Annotated in this window: 17 protein-coding genes and 2 pseudogenes; all 19 read left to right on the top strand. The window is 40.4% G+C overall.

Going from position 1 to position 21,819, the window contains the following annotated elements; all coding sequences use genetic code 11:
• Positions 1–175: 175 nt before the first annotated feature.
• The 19 genes and pseudogenes from H7T93_RS00380 to H7T93_RS00290 all read left to right on the top strand — a co-directional run bounded on the left by H7T93_RS00380 (position 176) and on the right by H7T93_RS00290 (position 21,812).
• Positions 176–4,975, top strand: a complete 4,800-nt coding sequence (locus H7T93_RS00380; RefSeq protein ID WP_201041558.1) for a glycoside hydrolase family 70 protein — start codon at positions 176–178, stop codon at positions 4,973–4,975.
• Between the two features lie 140 nt (positions 4,976–5,115).
• Positions 5,116–6,285 (top strand): annotated as a pseudogene (locus H7T93_RS00375) (FtsW/RodA/SpoVE family cell cycle protein); the annotation flags it as partial.
• Positions 6,286–6,663: 378 nt separating this feature from the next.
• The gene (gene hflX / locus H7T93_RS00370; RefSeq protein ID WP_048790276.1) at positions 6,664–7,902 is read left to right on the top strand and encodes a GTPase HflX; all 1,239 of its coding nucleotides are present in this window, start codon (positions 6,664–6,666) and stop codon (positions 7,900–7,902) included.
• A complete protein-coding gene (locus H7T93_RS00365) occupies positions 7,895–8,536 on the top strand; it encodes a cystathionine beta-lyase (protein ID WP_175057543.1) in 642 nt (213 codons plus the stop codon). The genes hflX and H7T93_RS00365 overlap by 8 nt, the downstream gene beginning before the upstream one ends.
• A 31-nt stretch (positions 8,537–8,567) precedes the next feature.
• Positions 8,568–9,497 carry a ribonuclease Z gene (gene rnz / locus H7T93_RS00360; RefSeq protein ID WP_073685418.1) on the top strand — a complete coding sequence of 310 codons (930 nt, stop codon included), beginning with the start codon at positions 8,568–8,570 and terminating at the stop codon, positions 9,495–9,497.
• Positions 9,497–10,264, top strand: coding sequence for an SDR family NAD(P)-dependent oxidoreductase (locus tag H7T93_RS00355; RefSeq protein WP_175057545.1), 768 nt, complete (start codon positions 9,497–9,499; stop codon positions 10,262–10,264). Before rnz ends, H7T93_RS00355 begins: the two co-directional genes overlap by 1 nt.
• An 11-nt stretch (positions 10,265–10,275) precedes the next feature.
• A pseudogene (locus tag H7T93_RS00350) lies at positions 10,276–10,991 on the top strand (class I SAM-dependent methyltransferase).
• Position 10,992: 1 nt separating this feature from the next.
• A complete protein-coding gene (locus H7T93_RS00345; RefSeq protein WP_175057546.1) occupies positions 10,993–11,397 on the top strand; it encodes a GNAT family N-acetyltransferase in 405 nt (134 codons plus the stop codon).
• A gap of 310 nt (positions 11,398–11,707) precedes the next feature.
• Positions 11,708–13,909: a single-stranded-DNA-specific exonuclease RecJ gene (gene recJ / locus H7T93_RS00340; RefSeq protein ID WP_175057889.1), complete on the top strand. Its 2,202-nt coding sequence runs from the start codon at positions 11,708–11,710 to the stop codon at positions 13,907–13,909.
• A 119-nt stretch (positions 13,910–14,028) separates the two neighbouring features.
• On the top strand, positions 14,029–14,547 hold the full coding sequence (locus H7T93_RS00335; RefSeq protein WP_002890753.1) for an adenine phosphoribosyltransferase: 519 nt from the start codon (positions 14,029–14,031) through the stop codon (positions 14,545–14,547).
• Positions 14,548–14,719: 172 nt separating this feature from the next.
• The gene (metA, locus tag H7T93_RS00330) at positions 14,720–15,664 is read left to right on the top strand and encodes a homoserine O-acetyltransferase MetA (protein WP_060971484.1); all 945 of its coding nucleotides are present in this window, start codon (positions 14,720–14,722) and stop codon (positions 15,662–15,664) included.
• A 71-nt stretch (positions 15,665–15,735) separates the two neighbouring features.
• A complete protein-coding gene (locus H7T93_RS00325; RefSeq protein ID WP_175057547.1) occupies positions 15,736–16,434 on the top strand; it encodes a DnaD domain-containing protein in 699 nt (232 codons plus the stop codon).
• Positions 16,434–17,078: an endonuclease III gene (gene nth / locus H7T93_RS00320; RefSeq protein WP_021144303.1), complete on the top strand. Its 645-nt coding sequence runs from the start codon at positions 16,434–16,436 to the stop codon at positions 17,076–17,078. The genes H7T93_RS00325 and nth overlap by 1 nt, the downstream gene beginning before the upstream one ends.
• 127 nt (positions 17,079–17,205) lie before the next feature.
• Positions 17,206–17,967, top strand: coding sequence for a hypothetical protein (locus tag H7T93_RS00315; RefSeq protein WP_002890759.1), 762 nt, complete (start codon positions 17,206–17,208; stop codon positions 17,965–17,967).
• Between the two features lie 186 nt (positions 17,968–18,153).
• Complete coding sequence (gene xseA / locus H7T93_RS00310; protein ID WP_013990727.1) at positions 18,154–19,482, top strand: exodeoxyribonuclease VII large subunit; 1,329 nt, start codon at positions 18,154–18,156, stop codon at positions 19,480–19,482.
• A complete protein-coding gene (locus tag H7T93_RS00305; protein ID WP_110980938.1) occupies positions 19,472–19,687 on the top strand; it encodes an exodeoxyribonuclease VII small subunit in 216 nt (71 codons plus the stop codon). Before xseA ends, H7T93_RS00305 begins: the two co-directional genes overlap by 11 nt.
• Positions 19,687–20,559, top strand: coding sequence for a polyprenyl synthetase family protein (locus H7T93_RS00300; RefSeq protein ID WP_110980937.1), 873 nt, complete (start codon positions 19,687–19,689; stop codon positions 20,557–20,559). The genes H7T93_RS00305 and H7T93_RS00300 overlap by 1 nt, the downstream gene beginning before the upstream one ends.
• A complete protein-coding gene (locus tag H7T93_RS00295; protein WP_110980936.1) occupies positions 20,552–21,379 on the top strand; it encodes a TlyA family RNA methyltransferase in 828 nt (275 codons plus the stop codon). The genes H7T93_RS00300 and H7T93_RS00295 overlap by 8 nt, the downstream gene beginning before the upstream one ends.
• On the top strand, positions 21,366–21,812 hold the full coding sequence (locus H7T93_RS00290) for an arginine repressor (protein ID WP_002890762.1): 447 nt from the start codon (positions 21,366–21,368) through the stop codon (positions 21,810–21,812). Before H7T93_RS00295 ends, H7T93_RS00290 begins: the two co-directional genes overlap by 14 nt.
• Positions 21,813–21,819 lie beyond the last annotated feature (7 nt).

The following is a 21,819-nucleotide window of genomic DNA, read 5'->3' as shown; positions in this document are numbered from 1 at the left end:
TGAAAAATACCCTTTCAAGTCGCTTACATGACGGATTCTTAATTTAATATTAAGATGGTAAAAAAGTCATTAAAATAAGTTGTATTAAGTTTTTTTGATAGTGAAAAATGATATAATAAGTAAGTCTTTAAGGTGTAGATTTTAAGACAAAAAATATATTGGGGAAAAATTGAATATGGAAAATAAAGTACGCTATAAACTTCATAAAGTGAAGAAGCAGTGGGTTACTTTGGCTGTCGCTTCAGCAGCTTTGGCTACCATTGTAGGTGGTAGTGTTGCCACATCTTCACTCGCCTCTGCAGAAGAAATAAATAATACTAATGGATCACCTTCAACAACTACAGTCGGGGAGAATACAAATCCTGTGGTTGAAAAAGAGGTAGGGACAACAACTGAAGTGGCAAATACTTCAAATGCCACGACAACAGAGCGAGCAACAGTCACTGCTGACAAACCAGCTGAAACGACGGTTCAACCAAATTCAGGAACAACTAGTGATAGAGCTGCAGCAGTAGAGGTTGAAGCCAAACCTGAAACGACTGCTAAGCCAGAAGTTGCTGCTAAACCAGAAACAGCTACAACATCGGAAGTAGCTGCAAATGCTGGAGTAGCCGCTTCAACGACTGACAAGTCTAAAGAGCTTTCTGAAGCTGAAATTAAGGCTGCAGTCTCACTCGATAATATTAAAAAAGAAAAAGATGGTAAATATTACTATCTTTTAGAAGATGGATCACATAAGAAAAACTTTGCCATTACTGTAAATGGTCAGGTCCTTTATTTTGATGAGAATGGTGTCCTTTCAAGCACATCAACTTATTCATTCACACAAGAAACAACAAATCTTGTCACTGATTTTACTAAAAACAATGCTGCTTACGATTCAACAAAAGCAAGCTTTGAACTTGTTGATGGTTATTTGACAGCTGATAGTTGGTACCGTCCAAAAGAAATCCTTGAAGCAGGAACAACTTGGAAAGCGTCAACTGAAAAAGATTTTCGCCCACTTTTGATGTCTTGGTGGCCTGATAAGGATACTCAAGTAGCTTACTTGAACTACATGACTAAGGCTCTTAGCAATGGTGAAGAAACAAAAGATGTCTTTACGATTGAAAATTCTCAAGCTAGCTTGAATGCCGCTGCTCAAATCATTCAACGTAAGATTGAAGTTAAGATTGCTGCTAATAAGTCAACAGACTGGTTGCGTCAGTCAATCGAGGCCTTTGTTAAAGACCAAGATAAATGGGACATTAACTCTGAATCTCCAGGTAAAGAACACTTCCAAAAAGGGGCTCTCCTCTTTGTTAATAGTGATTTAACGAAGTGGGCTAACTCAGACTACCGTAAACTTGACCAAACGGCAACAAGTCGTTTGGCAAACGATAAGATCAAGAGTGGTAGTGATGCTGGTTATGAGTTCTTGCTATCAAGCGATATCGACAACTCAAACCCAATTGTGCAAGCTGAAATGCTTAACCAATTGTATTACTTCATGAACTGGGGACAAATCGTCTTTGGTGACAAGGACAAAGATGCTCACTTTGATGGTATCCGTGTTGATGCTGTGGACAATGTCAGCATCGATATGCTTCAATTGGTGTCTTCATACATGAAGGCTGCTTACAAGGTCAATGAGTCTGAAGCACGTGCCCTTGCTAATATCTCAATTCTTGAAGCTTGGTCTCAAAACGACCCATATTATGTGGACGAACATAATACAGCTGCCCTTTCTATGGATAATGGTCTCCGTTTGTCTATTGTTCATGGATTGACTCGTCCAGTAACTAATAAGGGTACTGGTGCACGTAATGCTTCAATGAAAGATCTTATTAACGGTGGTTATTTCGGTCTTTCAAACCGTGCGGAAGTTACATCATATGATCAACTTGGTTTTGCAACCTATCTCTTTGTTCGTGCACACGACTCAGAAGTTCAAACGGTTATCGCAGACATTATCAGCAAAAAAATTGATCCTACAACAGATGGATTTACTTTTACATTAGATCAATTGAAACAAGCTTTTGACATTTATAATGCTGATATGTTGAAAGTGGATAAGGAATATACGCATTCGAATATTCCTGCAGCTTATGCTTTGATGCTTCAAACAATGGGTGCAGCAACACGTGTATATTACGGAGACTTGTATACTGATAATGGTCAGTACATGGCTAAGAAATCACCATACTTTGATCAAATCACAACTCTTCTTAAAGCGCGTCCTAAGTATGTAGCTGGTGGACAAACATCTTATATCCACAATCTTGCTGGAGATGGCGTATCGTCTGCTAAAGACAATAAAGAAGTTTTGGTTTCTGTCCGTTATGGTCAAGATTTGATGTCTAAGACTGATACAGAAGGTGGAAAATACGGTCGTAATTCTGGTATGTTGACCCTCATTGCTAATAACCCAGATTTGAAATTAGCAGATGGTGAAACAATTACTGTAAATATGGGTGCAGCCCACAAGAACCAAGCCTACCGTCCACTCTTGCTTGGTACGGATAAAGGTATCGTGTCCTCATTGAATGATTCAGATACTAAGATTGTTAAATACACAGATGCACAAGGAAATCTTGTCTTCACAGCTGATGAAATCAAAGGCTTTAAGACTGTTGATATGAGTGGTTACCTTTCAGTTTGGGTACCAGTAGGTGCGACTGACGATCAAAACGTTCTTGCCAAACCATCAACAAAAGCCTACAAAGAAGGGGATAAGGTTTATAGCTCTTCTGCAGCACTTGAAGCACAAGTGATTTACGAAGGTTTCTCAAACTTCCAAGACTTTGTCAAAGAGGATAGTCAATATACTAACAAATTGATTGCAGCTAACGCAGTCCTCTTCAAGTCATGGGGTATTACGTCATTTGAGATTGCACCTCAATATGTCTCATCTAAGGATGGCACTTTCCTTGATTCTATTATTGAAAATGGTTATGCCTTCACAGACCGTTACGACTTTGCCATGAGCAAAAACAATAAATATGGTTCAAAAGAAGATCTTCGTGATGCCCTCAAGGCTCTTCACAAACAAGGTATTCAAGTCATTGCTGACTGGGTTCCAGACCAATTGTATACTCTCCCAGGTAAAGAAGTAGTGACAGCTACTCGTACAGATACGCATGGTAAGGTGCTTGATGATACTAGCTTGGTTAATAAGCTCTATGTGACAAATACCAAGTCATCAGGAAATGATTTCCAAGCACAGTATGGTGGGGCCTTCCTCGACAAACTTCAAAAACTTTATCCAGAAATCTTCAAAGAAGTTATGGAAGCGTCAGGTAAGACAATTGATCCATCTGTGAAGATTAAACAATGGGAAGCTAAGTACTTTAACGGTACAAACATCCAAAAACGTGGTTCAGACTACGTTCTCAGCGATGGTAAATTGTACTTCACCGTTAACGATAAAGGTACCTTCCTTCCAGCTGCCTTGACTGGTGATACAAAAGCTAAAACTGGATTTGCTTATGATGGTACAGGGGTAACTTATTATACAACATCTGGTACTCAAGCTAAGAGTCAATTTGTGACATATAATGGCAAACAGTACTACTTTAACGATAAGGGTTACCTTGTAACTGGTGAACAAGCTATCGACGGTTCAAACTATTTCTTCTTGCCAAATGGTGTTATGTTTACTGATGGTGTTATTAAAAATGCCAAAGGTCAATCATTGGTTTATGGTAAGTCAGGTAAATTGACGACTCAAACTGGTTGGAAAGAAGTTACTGTTAAAGATGATAGTGGTAAGGAAGAGAAATTCTACCAATACTTCTTCAAAGGTGGCATCATAGCTACTGGTTTGACTGAAGTAGAAGGTAAGGAAAAATACTTCTATGACAATGGTTACCAAGCTAAAGGCATCTTCATTCCTACAAAAGACGGCCACTTGATGTTCTTCTGTGGCGATTCAGGTGAACGTAAGTACTCAGGCTTCTTTGAACAAGATGGTAACTGGTACTACGCTAATGATAAGGGCTATGTTGCCACTGGATTTACTAAGGTAGGTAAACAAAACCTTTACTTCAATGAAAAAGGTGTTCAAGTTAAGAACCGCTTCTTCCAAGTTGGTGATGCCACTTACTATGCAAATAACGAAGGTGATGTTCTTCGTGGTGCGCAAACCATCAATGGTGACGAGCTCTACTTTGATGAGTCAGGTAAACAAGTTAAAGGTGAGTTTGTGAACAATCCTGATGGTACGACTTCATACTACGATGCCATTACAGGTGTGAAACTTGTGGATACATCACTAGTAGTTAATGGTCAAACCTTTAATATCGATGCTAAGGGTGTTGTGACTAAGGCACATACACCAGGCTTCTATACTACTGGGGACAACAACTGGTTCTATGCAGATTCACATGGACGTAATGTCACAGGTGCTCAGGTCATCAATGGCCAACATCTCTACTTTGATACAAATGGTCGTCAAGTTAAGGGTGGCTTCGTAACGAACACTGACGGTAGTCGTTCATTCTACCATTGGAATACTGGTGATAAATTGGTATCAACCTTCTTCACTACCGGTCATGATAGATGGTATTATGCTGATGATAAGGGAAATGTCGTTACAGGAGCTCAATTGATCAACGGTCAACAACTCTTCTTTGGTACTGATGGTAAACAGGTTAAAGGTGACTTTGCAACAAATGCGAATGGCAGCCGTTCATACTACCATGGAGCTACTGGTAATAAGCTAGTCTCAACCTTCTTCACTACTGGAGACAACATCTGGTATTATGCTGATGCCAAGGGTGAACTTGTTGTTGGCGAACAGACAATCAACGGCCAAAACCTTTACTTTGACCAAACTGGTAAACAAGTGAAAGGTGCAACAGCTGTGAATCCTGATGGTTCAATCTCTTACTATGATGTTCATACAGGGGAAAAGGCTATTAATCGTTGGGTTAAAATTCCTTCAGGGCAATGGGTATACTTCAACGCTCAAGGAAAAGGCTACGTGTCAAATTAAGATTAATGAATGAAAGAAGTCAATCACTTTTTGTGGTTGCTTTTTTCGTAAAAAATTGTCAAACTTTTATACATTCAGGTCATTTGTCTGGCCAAAAAGTGGTATAATAACTCTTGCTAAATCTTTATTTTGGAGTACACATGGCTAAGTCAAAAAATACTATTGAAAGTCGGATAGATTACTCGATTCTCTTGCCAGTCCTTATTCTACTACTGGTTGGTCTGGTCTCGGTATTTATCGCGACAAATTTTGATTACCCAAAGAATCTTGTGCAAGTCATGTCTCAGCAAGTACTATGGATTTTTCTAGGTTCAGTACTTGCTTTTGTTGTCATGTTATTTAATACAGAGTTTCTTTGGAAGGCAACCCCCTGGCTCTATATTTTTGGCCTGGGACTTATGGTTCTACCTCTCGTTTTCTATTCACCTGCTTTGGTTGCCTCGACAGGGGCAAAAAACTGGGTCAGCATTGGATCAGTCACCCTTTTCCAACCATCTGAATTTATGAAGATATCCTACATCCTTTTTCTATCGAGAATAGGTGTTTGGGCTAAGCAAGGAAAGGAAGTGACTGACCTTAAGGATGACTGGTTGCTACTTTTCCAATATGTAGCTGTTACGCTTCCTGTCTTGGGGTTATTAGTTCTTCAAGGAGATATGGGGACCGCCTTAGTCTTTCTGGCTATTTTAGCCGGTATCGTAGTGGTTTCGGGGATATCCTGGCGTATTATCTTACCGGTAGTTCTAGCTTTTGCAACAGGATTAGCCTTGTTTGTAATGGTATTTACTACAGATTGGGGTAAGGAAGCCATGCTCAAGATGGGGGTTCAAACCTACCAGATTAACCGTATCTCAGCTTGGTTGGATCCCTTCACTTATGCAGATGGTATCGCCTTTCAACAGACACAAGGGATGATTTCGATTGGTACTGGAGGAATCTATGGTAAAGGCTTTAATCATCTGGAGTTGAACGTACCGGTTCGTGAGAGTGACATGATTTTCACAGTCATTGCGGAAGATTTTGGTTTGGTAGGTGGTGGATTGGTTCTTTTAACCTATCTCTTCCTCATTTACCGCATGTTGCGAGTGACGTTTAAGTCTAACAATCGTTTCTATACCTTTATTTCGACAGGTTTTATCATGATGATTGTCTTCCATATTTTTGAAAATATTGGGGCAGCAGTGGGAATTCTTCCTTTGACAGGTATTCCTTTGCCCTTTATTTCACAAGGGGGATCATCGCTCATCTCTAACTTGATTGGTGTTGGTTTGGTGCTTTCAATGGCTTATCAGACTAACCTCAACGAGGAAAATAAAATTCTCCTGGCTATGTCTCGTCGTATGCGTACGTCTGGAACTAGTCAAGTGAAACCTATTTCTAAGAGTAAGTCTAAGAAAAACAAGCCTTCGAAGAGTGTTACTATGGCCACTCAAGAATTGGGCAAGGCTAAAGATAAGGTTGATAAGGCCACTGAGAAAATGCGTCAAACCATTTCTCAAAATACGCCAAGCATTCATCAAGGGAAGCGTCGTAAGGGTTCGAAAAAGAAACCGACACGTAAACATTAAGAAGAAGCAAGTTGGTTAATCCAACTTGTTTTTCTTTGAAAAAAAATTAAGGTCTGTGACCTTCTCTTTGCCCCTGCCTGTGGTATAATAAAAGTTGACTATTTTGAAAAGGGGTTTGCTATGATAGAGACAGCCAAACAGCAAGAACGTGCTATTTTAGTAGGTGTTGAATTGCAAGAAACAGAGCATTTTGACATGTCAATGGAGGAACTTGCCAGTCTTGCCAAAACTGCAGGAGCAGAGGTTGTAGCTAGCTATACCCAAAAACGTGAACGCTATGATAGTAAGTCTTTCGTAGGTTCAGGAAAATTAGAAGAAATCAAGGCCATGGTGGATGCGGATGAGATTACTACTGTCATTGTCAATAACCGTTTAACGCCTCGTCAAAATACCAATCTTGAAGCAGCATTTGGCGTAAAAGTTATTGATCGTATGCAATTAATTTTGGATATCTTTGCCATGAGGGCTAGAAGCCATGAAGGGAAACTTCAGGTTCACCTAGCTCAGCTTAAGTACATGTTACCTCGTTTGGCTGGTCAAGGGATTATGCTCAGCCGTCAAGCAGGGGGCATTGGTAGCCGTGGACCTGGTGAAAGTCAGTTGGAGCTCAATCGTCGTTCGATTCGTAACCAGATAGCCGATATTGAACGCCAGTTAAAGATTGTTGAGAAGAACCGAGAAACCATTCGTGAAAAGCGTGTCGACTCAACTACCTTTAAAATTGGCTTGATAGGTTACACCAATGCTGGGAAGTCAACAATCATGAACCTTATGACGGATGATAAGCAGTATGAGGCCAATGAACTTTTCGCGACCTTGGATGCAACGACTAAGAAAATTTACTTAAAAGATCAGTTTCAAGTGACCTTGACAGATACGGTTGGTTTTATCCAGGATTTGCCAACAGAATTGGTTGCTGCCTTTAAGTCAACGCTTGAAGAAAGTCGTAATGTGGACCTCCTTTTGCATGTCATTGATGCGAGTGATCCTAATCACGAAGAGCATGAAAAGGTGGTCTTAGACATTCTCAAAGACTTAGACATGACTGATATTCCTCGACTAGCAATCTACAATAAGATGGATGTAGCTGATAATCTAGTAGCAACAGTCTTTCCTAATGTTCGCCTCTCAGCACGTGACAAGGGAAGTCGTGAGGCCCTCAGAAGACTCTTGATTGATGAAATTCAACAGATTTTTGAACCCTTTAGTATTAAGGTACATCAGGATCAAGCTTATAAACTTTATCAGTTGAGTCAATTGGCCTTGCTAGATAGCTACACTTTTGAGACAGAAGTGGAAGAAATTACAGGCTATATTTCACCGAAAAATAAATGGAAATTGGAAGAATTTTATGACTGATTATATGGATTTAGCTTTAAAATATGGTGGTTTTACAAGTTTAGATAAGGTCTATCTGGAAAATACCTTATCAGACCTTTCGGACAGTCAAAAATTGGCCTTCATTACACCACCACCAAGCGTGATTAATGCTTATTTTGCAGAGATCTACCAGAAACAATCTCCTGAAGCAGCGACGGGTTACTACTTGGAACTTTCAAAAGAGTTGAACCTCTTTAACCCTGCACCATCTTTTGATGAGCACAAGCCTTTTATTCGTCTCAATCTTTCAGGAAAATCTTACGGTTTTTGCTATGAAAATGCCGATGAAGTGGCCCTAGTCTTTGCAGAGCATTCAGAGGTTCCAACGGCTAGTATTTTGTTTGAGCTTGCTCAAGTTTTCCCACAGTATAAGGTTTATCTTGAAGGAACTCAAATTAAAATGGCCAAGGTTTACTTTGATGAAGAAGTGTTGGAAGAGTTGACACCAGAGACTCAGTTACTAAGTCGTGTAACTAAACTGAAGGGAAATGTCATTAAGTTGGCTAGCTTTAATCAAGATGAATTAGTGGAACTTTTAGCTCAATATAAAGGGCAAACTGTTTATTATGGCTTTGCTCAGCGTGAATGCCTGGCTTATATTGTCCAGAAATAAAAAGAACGATAGATAGAAAGTATAGGAAGTCATGGAATTACAATTTTTAGGGACGGGTGCCGGGCAGCCCTCCAAGGCCCGTAACGTGTCGAGTCTGGTTCTGAAGTTACTCGATGAAATCAATGAGGTCTGGATGTTTGACTGTGGGGAAGGTACTCAACGTCAGATTTTAGAAACAACAATCAAACCTCGTAAAGTTAAAAAAATCTTTATCACACATATGCACGGGGACCATATCTTCGGTCTACCTGGTTTCTTGGCTAGTCGTTCTTTCCAATCTAGTGAAGAACAAACTGACCTTGAAGTTTATGGTCCAGTCGGTATTAAGCAATACGTCATGACTAGCCTTCGTACCTCGGGGACACGTTTACCTTATCATGTGCATTTTAAGGAAATTGATGAGCATAAGCTAGGCTTGGTTATGGAAAATGACAAGTTCGCTGTTTATGCAGATAAGTTGGATCACACCATTTTTTGTATTGGTTACCGTGTGGTTCAAAAGGATCTCGAAGGAACCTTGGATGCTGAGGCTCTTAAAGCAGCAGGTGTGCCATTTGGACCACTTTTTGGTCAAATTAAGAATGGTCAAGATGTGGTTCTTGAAGATGGAACGAAAATCATTGCCAAGGACTTCATTTCCGCGCCTAAGAAAGGTAAAGTTATCACTATCTTAGGTGATACCCGTAAGACAAATGCCAGTGTTCGTCTTGGATTGGGTGCAGATGTCTTGGTTCATGAGTCTACTTATGGGAAGGGCGATGAAAAAATTGCCAAGAGCCATGGACATTCAACCAATATGCAAGCAGCACAGGTAGCTAAGGATGCGTCAGCAAAACGCCTTCTTCTAAATCACGTATCAGCACGTTTCATGGGGCGTGATATCGGTAAGATGGCAGCAGATGCTAAAACAATTTTCGAAAACACCCACATCGTTCGTGACTTGGAAGAGGTAGAAATCTAATGGCTAAACAACGTATTATTGCTATTACTGGTGCCTCAGGAGGCCTTGCTCAAGAAATTGTCAAGCAGCTCTCACCCAGTGATGGTATTATCCTCTTAGGACGAGACAAGGACAAACTTGAGAAATGTTATCGCCATGTGGAAAATAAAACTTGCCTTGCCATTGACCTAAGAGACGACAAGGCCATTAAAGAGATGGTAGATTATCTCTATCAACGATTTGGACGTATTGACGTCTTTATCAATAATGCTGGTTACGGTGAATTCAAGTCTTATGATAACTACACTAGCCAAGAAGTCCGTGACATGTTTGACATCAATACCTTTGCAACGTTGACCTTTTCACGTCTGATGGCTGAGAAAATGGTGGAGCAGGGCAATGGGCATATCGTTAATATTGCTAGTATGGCGGGAAAAATTGCGACAGCTAATTCAAGTGTTTATGCAGCGACAAAGTTTGCGGTAATTGGCTTTTCAGATGCCCTGCGTTTAGAGTTGGCTGATAAGGGAGTCTATGTGACTACGGTCAATCCAGGTCCAATTGAGACATCTTTCTTCAATCAAGCTGATCCCTCTGGAGCTTATCTTGAGAGTGTTAAGAAATTTGTCCTCAGTCCTAAATACGTGGCTAAAAAGATTGTCCGTATTCTGGGCAAAAATAAACGTGAAGTCAATCTACCACGACTCTTAGCAGTTGCCCATAAAGGCTATACGCTATTTCCACACATCTCGGACAAACTAGCTACCAATATGTTTAACTACAAATAAGGGGATGCCAGATGGCAGCTAATATCCAAGCCTATTTAGAAAATCTCCAGCAACCCTGGGGTCAAATCTATTATGATATTCTTTTTGACCAATTACAGGACATCAAGGGTAAGCGAGTTCTTGATTTTGGTAGTGGCTTTGGCCTTGTAGCCAAGCACCTAGCGCAAGAAAATAAAGTCCTTGCTGTGGAGCCTAATGAAGAAATGGTGGCCTTGCGTACCCAAGATTACACCTACCAACAACTAGTCGGAAGTCTGGATCAGTTAGAAAGCTTTGAGGATGCTAGCTTTGATGTCATTCTCTGCCACAATGTCTTAGAGTATGTAGAGGATCGCAAGGTGGTTCTCAAGGAATTCACCCGCCTCTTGAAACCAGGTGGCCTGCTCTCTATCGTCAAGCACAATGAAGTCGGACGCGTCCTGCAGACCGTCGTCTTTGAAAATGATACTCAGAAAGCGCTTGATCTCCTAGCAGGTCAGAATCTGGAAACCCACTCCACTCCATGGGCTTGGCCCAGGCCTATGATCTAGATAGAGCAGTAGAAGACCTAGCCCTCGAAGTTCAGGACTACCAAGGAATTCGTGTCTTTTACGCCTTGCAGGACAATCACTTTAAAGGACAAGAAGGCTGGCGAGAGTCTATGCTCAAGATGGAGCTGGCCGTTTACCAAGAGTCCCCTTACAGAGATATCGCCTTCTTCCAGCACTATACCTTAAAAAGGAGTTAAGATGTTAAATTATAAAAAAGGGATTCCAGCGATAACAGACCTACTCGCACTGTACAGTTCAGTCGGCTGGACCAATTATACTAACAATCCAACCATGCTAGAAGAAGCTGTCAAAGCCAGTCTATGGCAGTTGGCGGTCTATGATAAGGAAGAGTTAGTAGCCTACATTCGCTTGGTAGGAGATGGGCACTCTGTCCTTTTGGTGCAGGACCTCTTGGTGCGACCAGATTACCAGCGCCAAGGCATCGGAAAAAAACTCTTAGAAAAGGCTTTAGAGACGTTCCCCCATGTCTATCAACGGCTCCTTGCCACTGAACGTAGCGAGAAAAATTTAGCCTTTTACCAGTCCTTGGGCTTTGTCGAACTTTCAGAGCAAGCTTGTACAGGGATGATTTATAAATATTGATGTATAGGATTTCCAAATAGGGAATCTTTTTCTTGTTTTTCCTAATATTACTTGAAAATGATAGTAGAATAGAGTTAGTTAACGTAAAGAGGAGAAGGGAATATCTGAGAAAACACAAATCAAAAAGGGAACAATATCCAGACTATTATTTTGTCTAGAAAAGTAGGTCTTGATTGGAAATGTAGCACGAGTCTAAACACCTTCCGATATTTTCCATTCTCTTTTTAGGAAACTTAGGCTTTTATCCACTATGATAAATTTATTCATGTTATAATAGGTAGACTAGATGACAGGGAGTAAATATAAAAACATGATTACATCAACGTATGATTGGAAAATAAACACAAAAGAGCCAGATGCTGGCTTTTTTAAACTTGCCAAAGAACATGGACTGGCAGAAACAGCAGCCAAGATTGTCTATGAACGTGGCATTACGACAGAAGATGCTCTTGAAGACTTTCTAAAGGCTGATTTATCACATCTTCATGATCCTTATCTGCTTCATGATATGGATAAGGCAGTGGCTAGAATTCGTCAGGCCATTGAAAATTATGAACAAATCTTAGTCTATGGAGACTATGATGCAGATGGTATGACATCAGCATCGATTGTTAAGGAAGCTCTTGAAATGATGGGCGCTGAAGCTCGAGTCTATTTGCCTAACCGGTTTACAGATGGTTATGGGCCAAACGAAAGTGTCTACAAGTACTTCATTGAACAGGAAGGCATTTCACTCATTGTTACAGTGGATAATGGGGTAGCGGGGAATGATGCTATCGCTTATGCGCAAGAGCAAGGTGTGGACGTTATCGTTACAGACCATCACAGTATGCCGGCACAACTTCCAGATGCCTATGCCATTGTCCATCCAGAGCATCCAGATGCCGATTATCCTTTTAAGTATTTGGCAGGTTGTGGTGTAGCTTTCAAATTGGCAACTGCCCTCCTTGAAACTATTCCTACTGAGATGTTGGACTTGGTAGCCATTGGTACCATTGCCGATATGGTTAGCCTAACGGATGAAAATCGTATTATGGTCAAGGTCGGCCTGGAAATTCTAAAGACTACTGAGCGTATTGGACTGCAAGAGTTACTCCGTATTTCAGATGTAGACCCAACAACGATTTCTGAAGAAACGGTAGGATTTAAGCTGGCCCCTCAACTCAATGCCTTGGGGCGCTTAGATGATCCAAATCCAGCCATTGAACTGCTGACCGGATTTGACGATGAAGAAGCCCAAGCCATTGCTCTGGAAATCAATGCTAAAAATGAAGAACGTAAGGAAGTTGTTCAAAAAATCTTTGATGAAGCCATGACTATGGTGGATTTGGATAAACCTGTTCAGGTTTTGGCCAAGGAAGGTTGGCATCCTGGCGTTCTAGGTATTGTGGCGGGGCGTATCATGGAACAAATCAGTCAGACAGTAGTGGTTTTGAATATTGAAGATGGCTTGGCTAAGGGTTCCGCTCGTAGTTTGGAATCTATCAATATCTTCCATGCCCTTAATGACCACCGAGACATCTTTACTGCATTTGGAGGACATGCTGGAGCGGCGGGGATGACACTTCCCGAAGAAAATCTTGGACGACTATCAGAGATTTTGTGTCATTATGTCTACGATAATGACATTGATACGAGTGCCAAAAATACGCTAAATTTAGATGAGGAGCTCCAGCTCAGTGAGCTTAGCTTGGATACCATTAAGAGCCTAGAAAAACTAGCACCTTTTGGCATGGATAATAAAAAGCCAGTCTTTTGGCTACATGATATTACCGTTACTCAAGCTAGGACTATGGGACAAAACGGAGCTCATCTTAAGTTTAAGGTTAAGCAAGGAAAGGATAGTTTTGATGTTGTGGCCTTTAATAAAGGTCATTTGCTTCAAGAATTTCAACAAGCTCAGGGGTTGGAATTAGCAGTGACCCTGTCCGTTAATGTATGGAATGGTCAGACAACGCTCCAGCTCATGCTAGAAGATGCGCGTGTGGATGGTGTTCAATTATTTGATTTTCGCTCAAAAAATATGGCACTGCCTGAAGGCCTACCAACGGTAGAAGAAGCATCAGACACTGAACCTGCGGTTGTCCTCAACACCTTACCTGATTCAGCGACAGAAGTAAAAGAGTGGTTTGAAGGTAAAGATTTCCAGGCTATCTATTTTAAAAATAGTATTAAGGAAGCCTATTATCTGACAGGTTATGGAACTAGAGAGCAATTTGCAAGACTCTATAAAACCATTTACCAATTCCCAGAATTCGATGTCCGCTATAAACTGGATGAGCTCAGTCATTACCTTAAAATCGATAAGATACTTCTGATTAAGATGATTCAGATTTTTGATGAATTGGATTTTGTGACTATTGATAATGGTGTTATGACAGTCAATAAAGAAGCTGAAAAACGTGAGATTGAGGACAGCAAGATTTTCCAAGATCTTAAACATCTCGTCAAGTTCCAAGAACTTATGGCTTTAGGGACACCACAGGAAATTTATGACTGGCTTTATAAGTAGGGGAGTACTTAATCCAAAGGATTCGTCTTGAAATGAGGGTTAGCATTTTCTAAATCTGAAGATTCATGCTATAATGGTGTGTAAATATTTTTTTGGCGAAAAGCCTATAGGAAGAACAAATGAAATTAGAAGATTATATTGCATCTATTGAAAACTACCCTAAAGAAGGGGTTACTTTCCGTGATATTAGTCCTTTGATGGCTGATGGAAATGCTTATAGCTATGCTATCCGTGAAATCGTTCAGTATGCGACTGATAAGAAGATTGACATGATTGTTGGTCCTGAAGCGCGTGGTTTCATCGTTGGTTGTCCAGTTGCTTTTGAACTTGGTATTGGCTTTGCTCCAGTTCGTAAACCTGGTAAATTGCCACGTGAAGTGATTTCAGCAGATTACGAAAAAGAGTATGGTGTCGATACACTTTGTATGCATGCTGATGCAATCAAACCAGGTCAACGTGTACTTATCGTTGATGATCTCTTGGCGACTGGTGGTACCGTCAAAGCTACAATTGAAATGATTGAGCGTCTAGGTGGTGTCGTTGCTGGCTGTGCCTTCTTGATTGAGCTTGATGGTCTTAATGGACGCAAAGCTATTGAAGGTTACGATACTAAAGTATTGATGAACTTCCCAGGATAAATCTATCTATGAATTAACAAAAGGCCTTAGGGCCTTTTTAACTCTTTTAAAATATAAGTGTTCTCTAAGTATAGTTTAAAGCTATAGCTAACTAGAGAAAATATATATTTGATAACAATACCTCCCCGGTTTATAATATGAAGATAGAATAAATAAGGATGGAGATATTGTTATGCCTATAAAACTTGATAATAAGTTACCAGCTCTTGATGTATTGCGTTCGGAAAATGTCTTCATCATGGATGAGAACAGAGCTAGTAGTCAGGATATTCGACCAATGGAGGTCTTAATCCTAAATCTTATGCCAACTAAAGAAGTTACAGAAACTCAGTTACTGCGTCTTTTAGCTAATACGCCACTTCAAATTAACGTCGAGTTTCTTTATATGGCTAGTCATAAGTCAAAAAATACACATGCCGAACATATGGAAACTTTCTATAAGACTTTTGATGAAATTAAGCATAAGTATTATGATGGTCTCATTGTAACAGGTGCACCTGTTGAGCAAATGCCATTTGAGGAAGTGGATTATTGGCAAGAATTAACACAAGTTTTTGATTGGTCTAAAAAGCATGTTTATTCAACCCTTCATCTGTGTTGGGGAGCTCAAGCAGGTCTCTATTATAAGCATGGAGTCGACAAGGTTCCATTGTCAGAGAAATTATCTGGAATCTATAAACAAACTGTTGACATGCCTGAAAACTTCCTTATGAATGGCTTTGATGATAGCTTTATGTCACCGCACTCACGCTATACAGAGGTTAGGCTCGAGGATATTAAAAACAAGACGGATTTAGATATTGTTGTGTCAGGACCAGAGGTTGGCTTATCCATTCTAGCAAGTAAGAATCTTCGTGAAGTATATAGTTTTGGTCATTTTGAATATGACCGTGATACTCTGGCAAGAGAATACCGAAGAGATTTGGATGCAGGCATTAATCCAGATGTACCGGCAAACTATTTCCCAGAGGATGATCCAAGTCAGGAGCCTAAACTACGTTGGAATCTTGCGGCATCTGCCTTCTTTAGTAATTGGATTAACTATGCGGTATATCAAGAAACACCTTATCGTTTAGAAGAGTTGGAAGACGATTTTTCATTCTACGGTTATTTGTAGTAGACAGTCTCAAAGGACTTATGTGAGAGCATTTGACTTTTTGGGGTGTCTAGCTACTTTGAAAGGTAAATATGAGTTTTTTTGAACAGTATCGATCAGGTAATCTGGTCCTTCCTAATGCTTTATTTTTCCACTTTAAGGATATTTTCCCATCTGCGGATGACTTTCTGGTTTGGCAGTTTCTCTATCTACAAACGACAACTCAGATTGGAGAAGTGGCTTCTAGTCAGATCGCGCAAGTAACTGGGAAGACGCCAACTGAAGTTAATAAAAGTATTACGACATTGACTGAGGCTGGACTTCTTGATTTCACGACTATTAAGATTAACAATGAAATTGAGATGGTTGTAGATGCCTCACCTGCCTTGGCAGTGTTGGACAAGTTAGTGAGCAATGAAAAGACAACGGCAGGACCTGTCGTTGGTCAGCCAACAAATACCCAGCTCATCAAGCAATTAACAGATGAATTGGAACAAGCTTTGGGAATCTTGAATCCTATGGTTGTCGAAGATTTAAACAAGGAAATCCAAGAAGAACATACTGACCCCGAACTTATCCGTGAGGCTTTGAAAGAAGCAGTATTTAACCGCAAGATAAATTGGAATTATATAAAAGGAGTTCTTCGTAACTGGAAATTAAGTGGTATTACAACTAAAATTCAAGTTGAAGAGCGTCGTTTGGAGCATCAAGGTAAGAAGCACCATTATCAGGTTTCCGATGACTTCAAAACAGGAATGGATGCCGCCCGTCAATTATGGGGTGGCCAATAATGTTAGGAAGAAAACGTGTTAATGAGGCTTTAGCTCTCATGGGAGAGATGTTTCCCAATGCTCATGGAGAGTTGGAGTGGGAAACTCCTTTCCAGCTATTAGTTGCTGTTATTTTATCAGCCCAGACAACAGATAAGGCTGTTAATAAGATTACACCAGGCTTGTGGGCGCGTTATCCAGAAATTGAGGATTTGGCTTCTGCCAACCTGGATGATGTTGAGATGTGTTTGCGAACGATTGGTCTATACAAGAATAAAGCAAAGAACATTATCAAGACTGCTAGAGCTGTTTTAATGAATTTTGATGGACAGGTTCCGAAAACGCATAAGGAATTGGAAAGTCTACCTGGTGTGGGACGAAAAACGGCTAATGTGGTTTTAGCTGAGGTTTATGGCATTCCTTCGATTGCAGTAGATACGCACGTCTCACGTGTTTCCAAAAGGCTAAATATCGCCCCAGAGGATGCTAGTGTAGAGGAAATCGAAGCAGAATTGATGAAGAAAATCCCAAAGAAGGATTGGATTATCAGCCATCACCGTATGATTTTCTTTGGACGCTATCATTGCTTAGCTAAGAATCCTAAATGCCAGACCTGTCCTCTTCAAAGTTATTGTAAGTATTATAAAGAAACAACTAAGAAATAAGCTGAAGAATGTGATTTTCTTCGGCTTTTTACAACTGTAAGAATTTGTTACAAACTAGTAACTTGACAAAAGTCTCAGGCTTTAAGAAAATAGAAGAAACGATTTAGAAGCAGGAGCGATTTAGTGAATGGCTGAATTCAGTAATGAAGAGTATCTGAGAGCCTTAGCTGATAATGGTGATAGAGAAGCAGCCAAAGAATATGAGCAAGCTTTGGATAATCGTATTTTTCAGTTGCAGATTTCATTGGCTCAAACGAGTGATCCACAGGGTCGTAGGGAAGTGCAAAAGCTCTTGGAACAAGAGGAAAAGAAAAAAAGGGACTACTTTCAAGAAAAAGAGGAAAAAGCTGTGAGCGAATTTAGACGTCGTAAAAATGAAACTACAAAGGGAAGAAAAGTTTCGAGTTTTGACAAACTCAAAGATCCTAAAAACATTAGATGGGTAATTGGAGTTGTTGCAGTACTTGCAGTGGTTATTCCTGTTGTTACCTTGATGTGGTATAGTAATAACCAAAAAGAGAGTGAAACAAATCCATGGAAAAACGGTCAGTTGGCAAAAAGTAAGGAAGCAGCTGCAGCATCATCTGATAATCAATCCTCACAAGTTGATACCTCATCTTTGTCTGATCAACAGTTAGAAGACTGGGTTGTTTCTACCTATGCTAAAGAACAAGGTTCAACTGGAGAAAATTATAAAAATCTAGGTTGGAATGTTTATTCATGGACGGATGATGATGATAACCTAGTTTATGCTCAACTTTATGATGCCTATGGTAATGATGTTCTTCTTTTCCGTGTAGATAAGAAGGGACAACTCGAAGCCTATGGTGGTATTGACGGTTCAAGCGATTCTTGGGACGTCGTTTCAAAAACTTATACAACCGATTAATGAAACTATATAAAACACCTGACTATGGTGGTTGAGACTGTCTTTTGACAGTCTTTTTTGGTATAATTTAAGGTAATCGTGTATACAATTAAAAAGCTGACTGAGAAGATTTGGGGATGATGGTTCTACAGAACTTTTTTAATGTCTTCAGGTTTTCGAGGATAGGTTAAATAAAGGAGAGTTGTCGTGTCAGACTATTTATCGGTCACATCCTTAACCAAATATTTGAAAATGAAATTTGACCGTGACCCTTATTTAGAGAGGGTATATTTGACGGGACAGGTTTCCAATTTTCGTCGCCGCCCGAGTCATCAATATTTTTCGCTTAAGGATGAAGGAGCTGTTATTCAGGCGACGATTTGGGCTGGAGTTTTCAAAAAACTTGGTTTTGAACTCGAAGAAGGGATGAAGATCAATGTCGTAGGTCGTGTCCAGATTTATGAGCCTAGTGGCTCTTATTCCATTATTATCGAGAAGGCTGAGCCGGATGGTATTGGAGCTTTGGCTATCCAGTTTGAGCAGCTTCGTAAAAAATTGACTGCAGAAGGCTACTTTGATGATCGTCATAAGCAAGCGCTGCCTAATTTTGTCAAAAAAATTGGGGTTGTCACGAGTCCTAGTGGTGCGGTTATTCGAGATATTATTACGACCGTTAGTCGTCGTTTTCCTGGGGTAGAAATCTTACTTTTTCCTACCAAGGTTCAAGGTGAAGGAGCTGCACAGGAAATTGCTGAAAATATCCAAAAAGCCAATCAAAGGGATGACCTAGATTTACTTATCGTTGGTCGTGGTGGAGGTTCTATTGAAGACCTCTGGGCTTTTAACGAGGAAATTGTAGTTCAGTCGATTTTTGAGAGTCGTCTCCCTGTGATTTCAAGCGTTGGCCACGAAACAGATACGACTTTGGCTGACTTTGTTGCAGATCGTAGAGCTGCTACGCCTACCGCAGCGGCAGAACTTGCTACTCCGGTATCAAAGGCTGATACCTTGGTTTGGATTCGTGAAAGACAAAATAGAGCCTATCAAGCCTGTTTGAGACGTATACAATATAATCAGGAACGCTTGGCCAAATTGTCACAATCTGTTGTCTTTAGACAACCTGAACGCCTTTACGATGGTTATCTACAAAAGTTGGATCGACTAACAACAAGGCTTGAAACCTTTATGAGTCAAGATTTCGCACGCAAACAAAAAGAAGCGGAACTTTTGAGACAACGATTACAAGGCTTAAATCTTCTAACTAGTGTTCAGAACTACCAAGACCGTCGAGAGTCTTTGCAACGTTTATTGGTGACTACAACTAGGAACACCATTAATGGTAACCGTGTGAGATTAGAAAAGGCACAGGATGCCTTATTGTCTCTAGATACTAGTCGTATTGTTGCAAGGGGTTATGCCATTGTCAAGAAAGATGATAAACCTTTAACAAGTACCAAGAATATTACCGAAGGTGATCAATTAACCGTCCAAATGAGAGATGGAGAACTAGAAGTAGAGGTGAAAAATGTCAACTAAAAAAACATTTGAGGAAAATTTACAGGACTTAGAAGCTATCGTCACTAAGCTCGAAACAGGTGATGTTGCTCTTGAGGATGCTATTGCTGAGTTCCAAAAAGGTATGGCCTTGTCTAAAGATTTGCAGAAGACCTTGAAAGATGCTGAAAAAACACTGGTTAAGGTTATGCAAGCAGATGGTACAGAAACGGAAATGGATGCCTAATGAGCAAGCTAAATAAAATTGATGTGGCTATCCGTGATTACTACCAAAAAAAGAATCTTCCTGTATCAAGTGATTTAATCACTGCCATCCTTTATTCAGTTGATAGTGGAGGCAAGCGTATTCGTCCACTGATTTTCTTAGATTTACTTGAAGGATTTGGTTTAGAGCTTACTCCTAGTCATTTCGATGTCGCAGCAAGTCTTGAAATGATTCATACCGGAAGTCTTATTCACGATGATCTGCCGGCCATGGATGATGATGATTACCGTCGAGGACGTTTAACCAACCATAAGAAATTCGATGAAGCAACGGCAATCTTGGCTGGAGATTCTCTCTTTTTGGATCCATTTGACCTCCTGGCTCAAACAGACCTATCCGCAGAAATTCGAGTTCAATTGATTCAAGCATTGTCTCATTCTTCAGGCACCTTCGGTATGGTAGGTGGTCAGATGCTGGATATGAAGGGTGAAGGTCAGGAACTTGATTTATCGCAACTGGCTAAGATTCATGAGCATAAGACAGGTAAGCTTTTAACCTTTCCTTTTGTGGCGGCTGGTATTGTTGCTCAAAAAGATGAACAGGTCTTGGAAAATCTTCAAGAAGCTGGTCGCCTAATTGGTCTTGCCTTTCAAGTACGTGATGATATTTTGGATGTGACTGCTGATTTCGAAGAACTTGGGAAGACACCTGGAAAAGATGTAGTAGCTGGAAAATCAACCTATCCGGCTCTGCTTGGTCTGGAAAAATCACATGCTATCCTCGAGGAATCACTTGATAAAGCTGAAGCAATTTTTCAAAATCTAGCTGATACTCAAGGTTTCAAGAAAGACAGTATTATAGAAATCATAGAAAGGTTACGACTCCATGCCTAAGGAAAGAGTAGACGTTTTGGCTTATAAACAAGGCCTTTTTGAAACACGAGAACAAGCTAAACGTGGCGTTATGGCTGGTTTAGTTGTTAATGTTATCAATGGTGAACGTTACGATAAACCCGGTGAAAAAATCGACGACGGTACAGAGTTGAAGCTTAAAGGAGAAAAACTCAAGTATGTGAGCCGTGGAGGACTCAAACTTGAAAAAGCTTTGGAAGTATTCAATCTGTCAGTTAAAGGCATGACGACCATCGATATCGGAGCTTCAACAGGTGGGTTTACCGATGTTATGCTTCAAAATGGGGCTAAACTGGTTTATGCTGTGGATGTCGGCACTAATCAGTTGGTTTGGAAATTGCGCCAAGATGAGCGTGTTCGTTCCATGGAGCAATATAATTTCCGTTATGCTGAACCTGTCGATTTCACAGAAGGACTACCGTCTTTTGCATCAATCGATGTCAGCTTCATCTCTCTTAATCTGATTCTACCGGCTTTGGCTAAGATATTGGTTGATGGGGGGCAAGTTGTTGCTCTTGTGAAACCACAATTTGAGGCTGGCCGTGAACAAATTGGGAAAAACGGGATTGTCCGTGAGAGCAGTGTCCATGAAAAAGTGTTAGAAACAGTGACTGCTTTTGCGATTGACTATGGCTTTTCAGTTAAGGGGCTGGACTTTTCACCTATCCAAGGTGGTCATGGTAACATTGAGTTTCTCGCACACTTGGAGAAGACAAATTCTCCTCAAAATGATGCTCAAACCTCTATTAAGGAAGTTGTAGCACAAGCACACAAGGAGTTTAAAAAGAATGAAGAAGAATGATCGTTTGGAGTTAATCCGAAAGATTGTCCAAGAAAATAAAATTACGACTCAAGGAGAATTGGTAAAATTACTCCAAAATGAGGGATTAAAGGCTACTCAAGCGACTGTATCGCGTGATATCAATGAAATTGGTATTACCAAAGTACCAACTGAAGATGGTTCTTACATCTATGGGCTCTCAACTGCTCCTAGACGAGTAGGTGGAACCTCTGTTGCGACTCGTCGCTTGTTGCGCGTTGATCGTCAACATGCCTTTATGAATATCGTTGTTCAACCTGGGACAAGTCGCCTCATCAAGAAGATTCTTTTAGATGAGTACAAGCATTTGATTTTTAGTGTTATTGCTGATGATGATACCCTCTTTTTAGTGGCTCAGTCAGAGTTAGCAGCTATCGAACTACAGGGGCAAATCATTAAGTGGGTTGAAGAATAGGAGGGCC

The sequence above is a fragment of the Streptococcus sp. 9.1 genome, assembly GCF_016648815.1.
GTDB classification, from domain to species: Bacteria; Bacillota; Bacilli; order Lactobacillales; family Streptococcaceae; genus Streptococcus; species Streptococcus salivarius_E.
Note: the sequence above shows the minus strand (reverse complement) of the source record. Positions and strands in the feature narration are given on the sequence as shown.

Excerpts from the sequence above, each read along its gene's own strand:
- H7T93_RS00380 (WP_201041558.1), top strand. The coding sequence starts at position 176 with ATGGAAAATAAAGTACGCTATAAACTTCATAAAGTGAAGAAGCAGTGG.
- hflX (WP_048790276.1), top strand. The coding sequence starts at position 6,664 with ATGATAGAGACAGCCAAACAGCAAGAACGTGCTATTTTAGTAGGTGTT.
- H7T93_RS00365 (WP_175057543.1), top strand. The coding sequence starts at position 7,895 with ATGACTGATTATATGGATTTAGCTTTAAAATATGGTGGTTTTACAAGT.
- rnz (WP_073685418.1), top strand. The coding sequence starts at position 8,568 with ATGGAATTACAATTTTTAGGGACGGGTGCCGGGCAGCCCTCCAAGGCC.
- H7T93_RS00355 (WP_175057545.1), top strand. The coding sequence starts at position 9,497 with ATGGCTAAACAACGTATTATTGCTATTACTGGTGCCTCAGGAGGCCTT.
- H7T93_RS00345 (WP_175057546.1), top strand. The coding sequence starts at position 10,993 with ATGTTAAATTATAAAAAAGGGATTCCAGCGATAACAGACCTACTCGCA.
- recJ (WP_175057889.1), top strand. The coding sequence starts at position 11,708 with ATGATTACATCAACGTATGATTGGAAAATAAACACAAAAGAGCCAGAT.
- H7T93_RS00335 (WP_002890753.1), top strand. The coding sequence starts at position 14,029 with ATGAAATTAGAAGATTATATTGCATCTATTGAAAACTACCCTAAAGAA.
- metA (WP_060971484.1), top strand. The coding sequence starts at position 14,720 with ATGCCTATAAAACTTGATAATAAGTTACCAGCTCTTGATGTATTGCGT.
- H7T93_RS00325 (WP_175057547.1), top strand. The coding sequence starts at position 15,736 with ATGAGTTTTTTTGAACAGTATCGATCAGGTAATCTGGTCCTTCCTAAT.
- nth (WP_021144303.1), top strand. The coding sequence starts at position 16,434 with ATGTTAGGAAGAAAACGTGTTAATGAGGCTTTAGCTCTCATGGGAGAG.
- H7T93_RS00315 (WP_002890759.1), top strand. The coding sequence starts at position 17,206 with ATGGCTGAATTCAGTAATGAAGAGTATCTGAGAGCCTTAGCTGATAAT.
- H7T93_RS00305 (WP_110980938.1), top strand. The coding sequence starts at position 19,472 with ATGTCAACTAAAAAAACATTTGAGGAAAATTTACAGGACTTAGAAGCT.
- H7T93_RS00300 (WP_110980937.1), top strand. The coding sequence starts at position 19,687 with ATGAGCAAGCTAAATAAAATTGATGTGGCTATCCGTGATTACTACCAA.
- H7T93_RS00295 (WP_110980936.1), top strand. The coding sequence starts at position 20,552 with ATGCCTAAGGAAAGAGTAGACGTTTTGGCTTATAAACAAGGCCTTTTT.
- H7T93_RS00290 (WP_002890762.1), top strand. The coding sequence starts at position 21,366 with ATGAAGAAGAATGATCGTTTGGAGTTAATCCGAAAGATTGTCCAAGAA.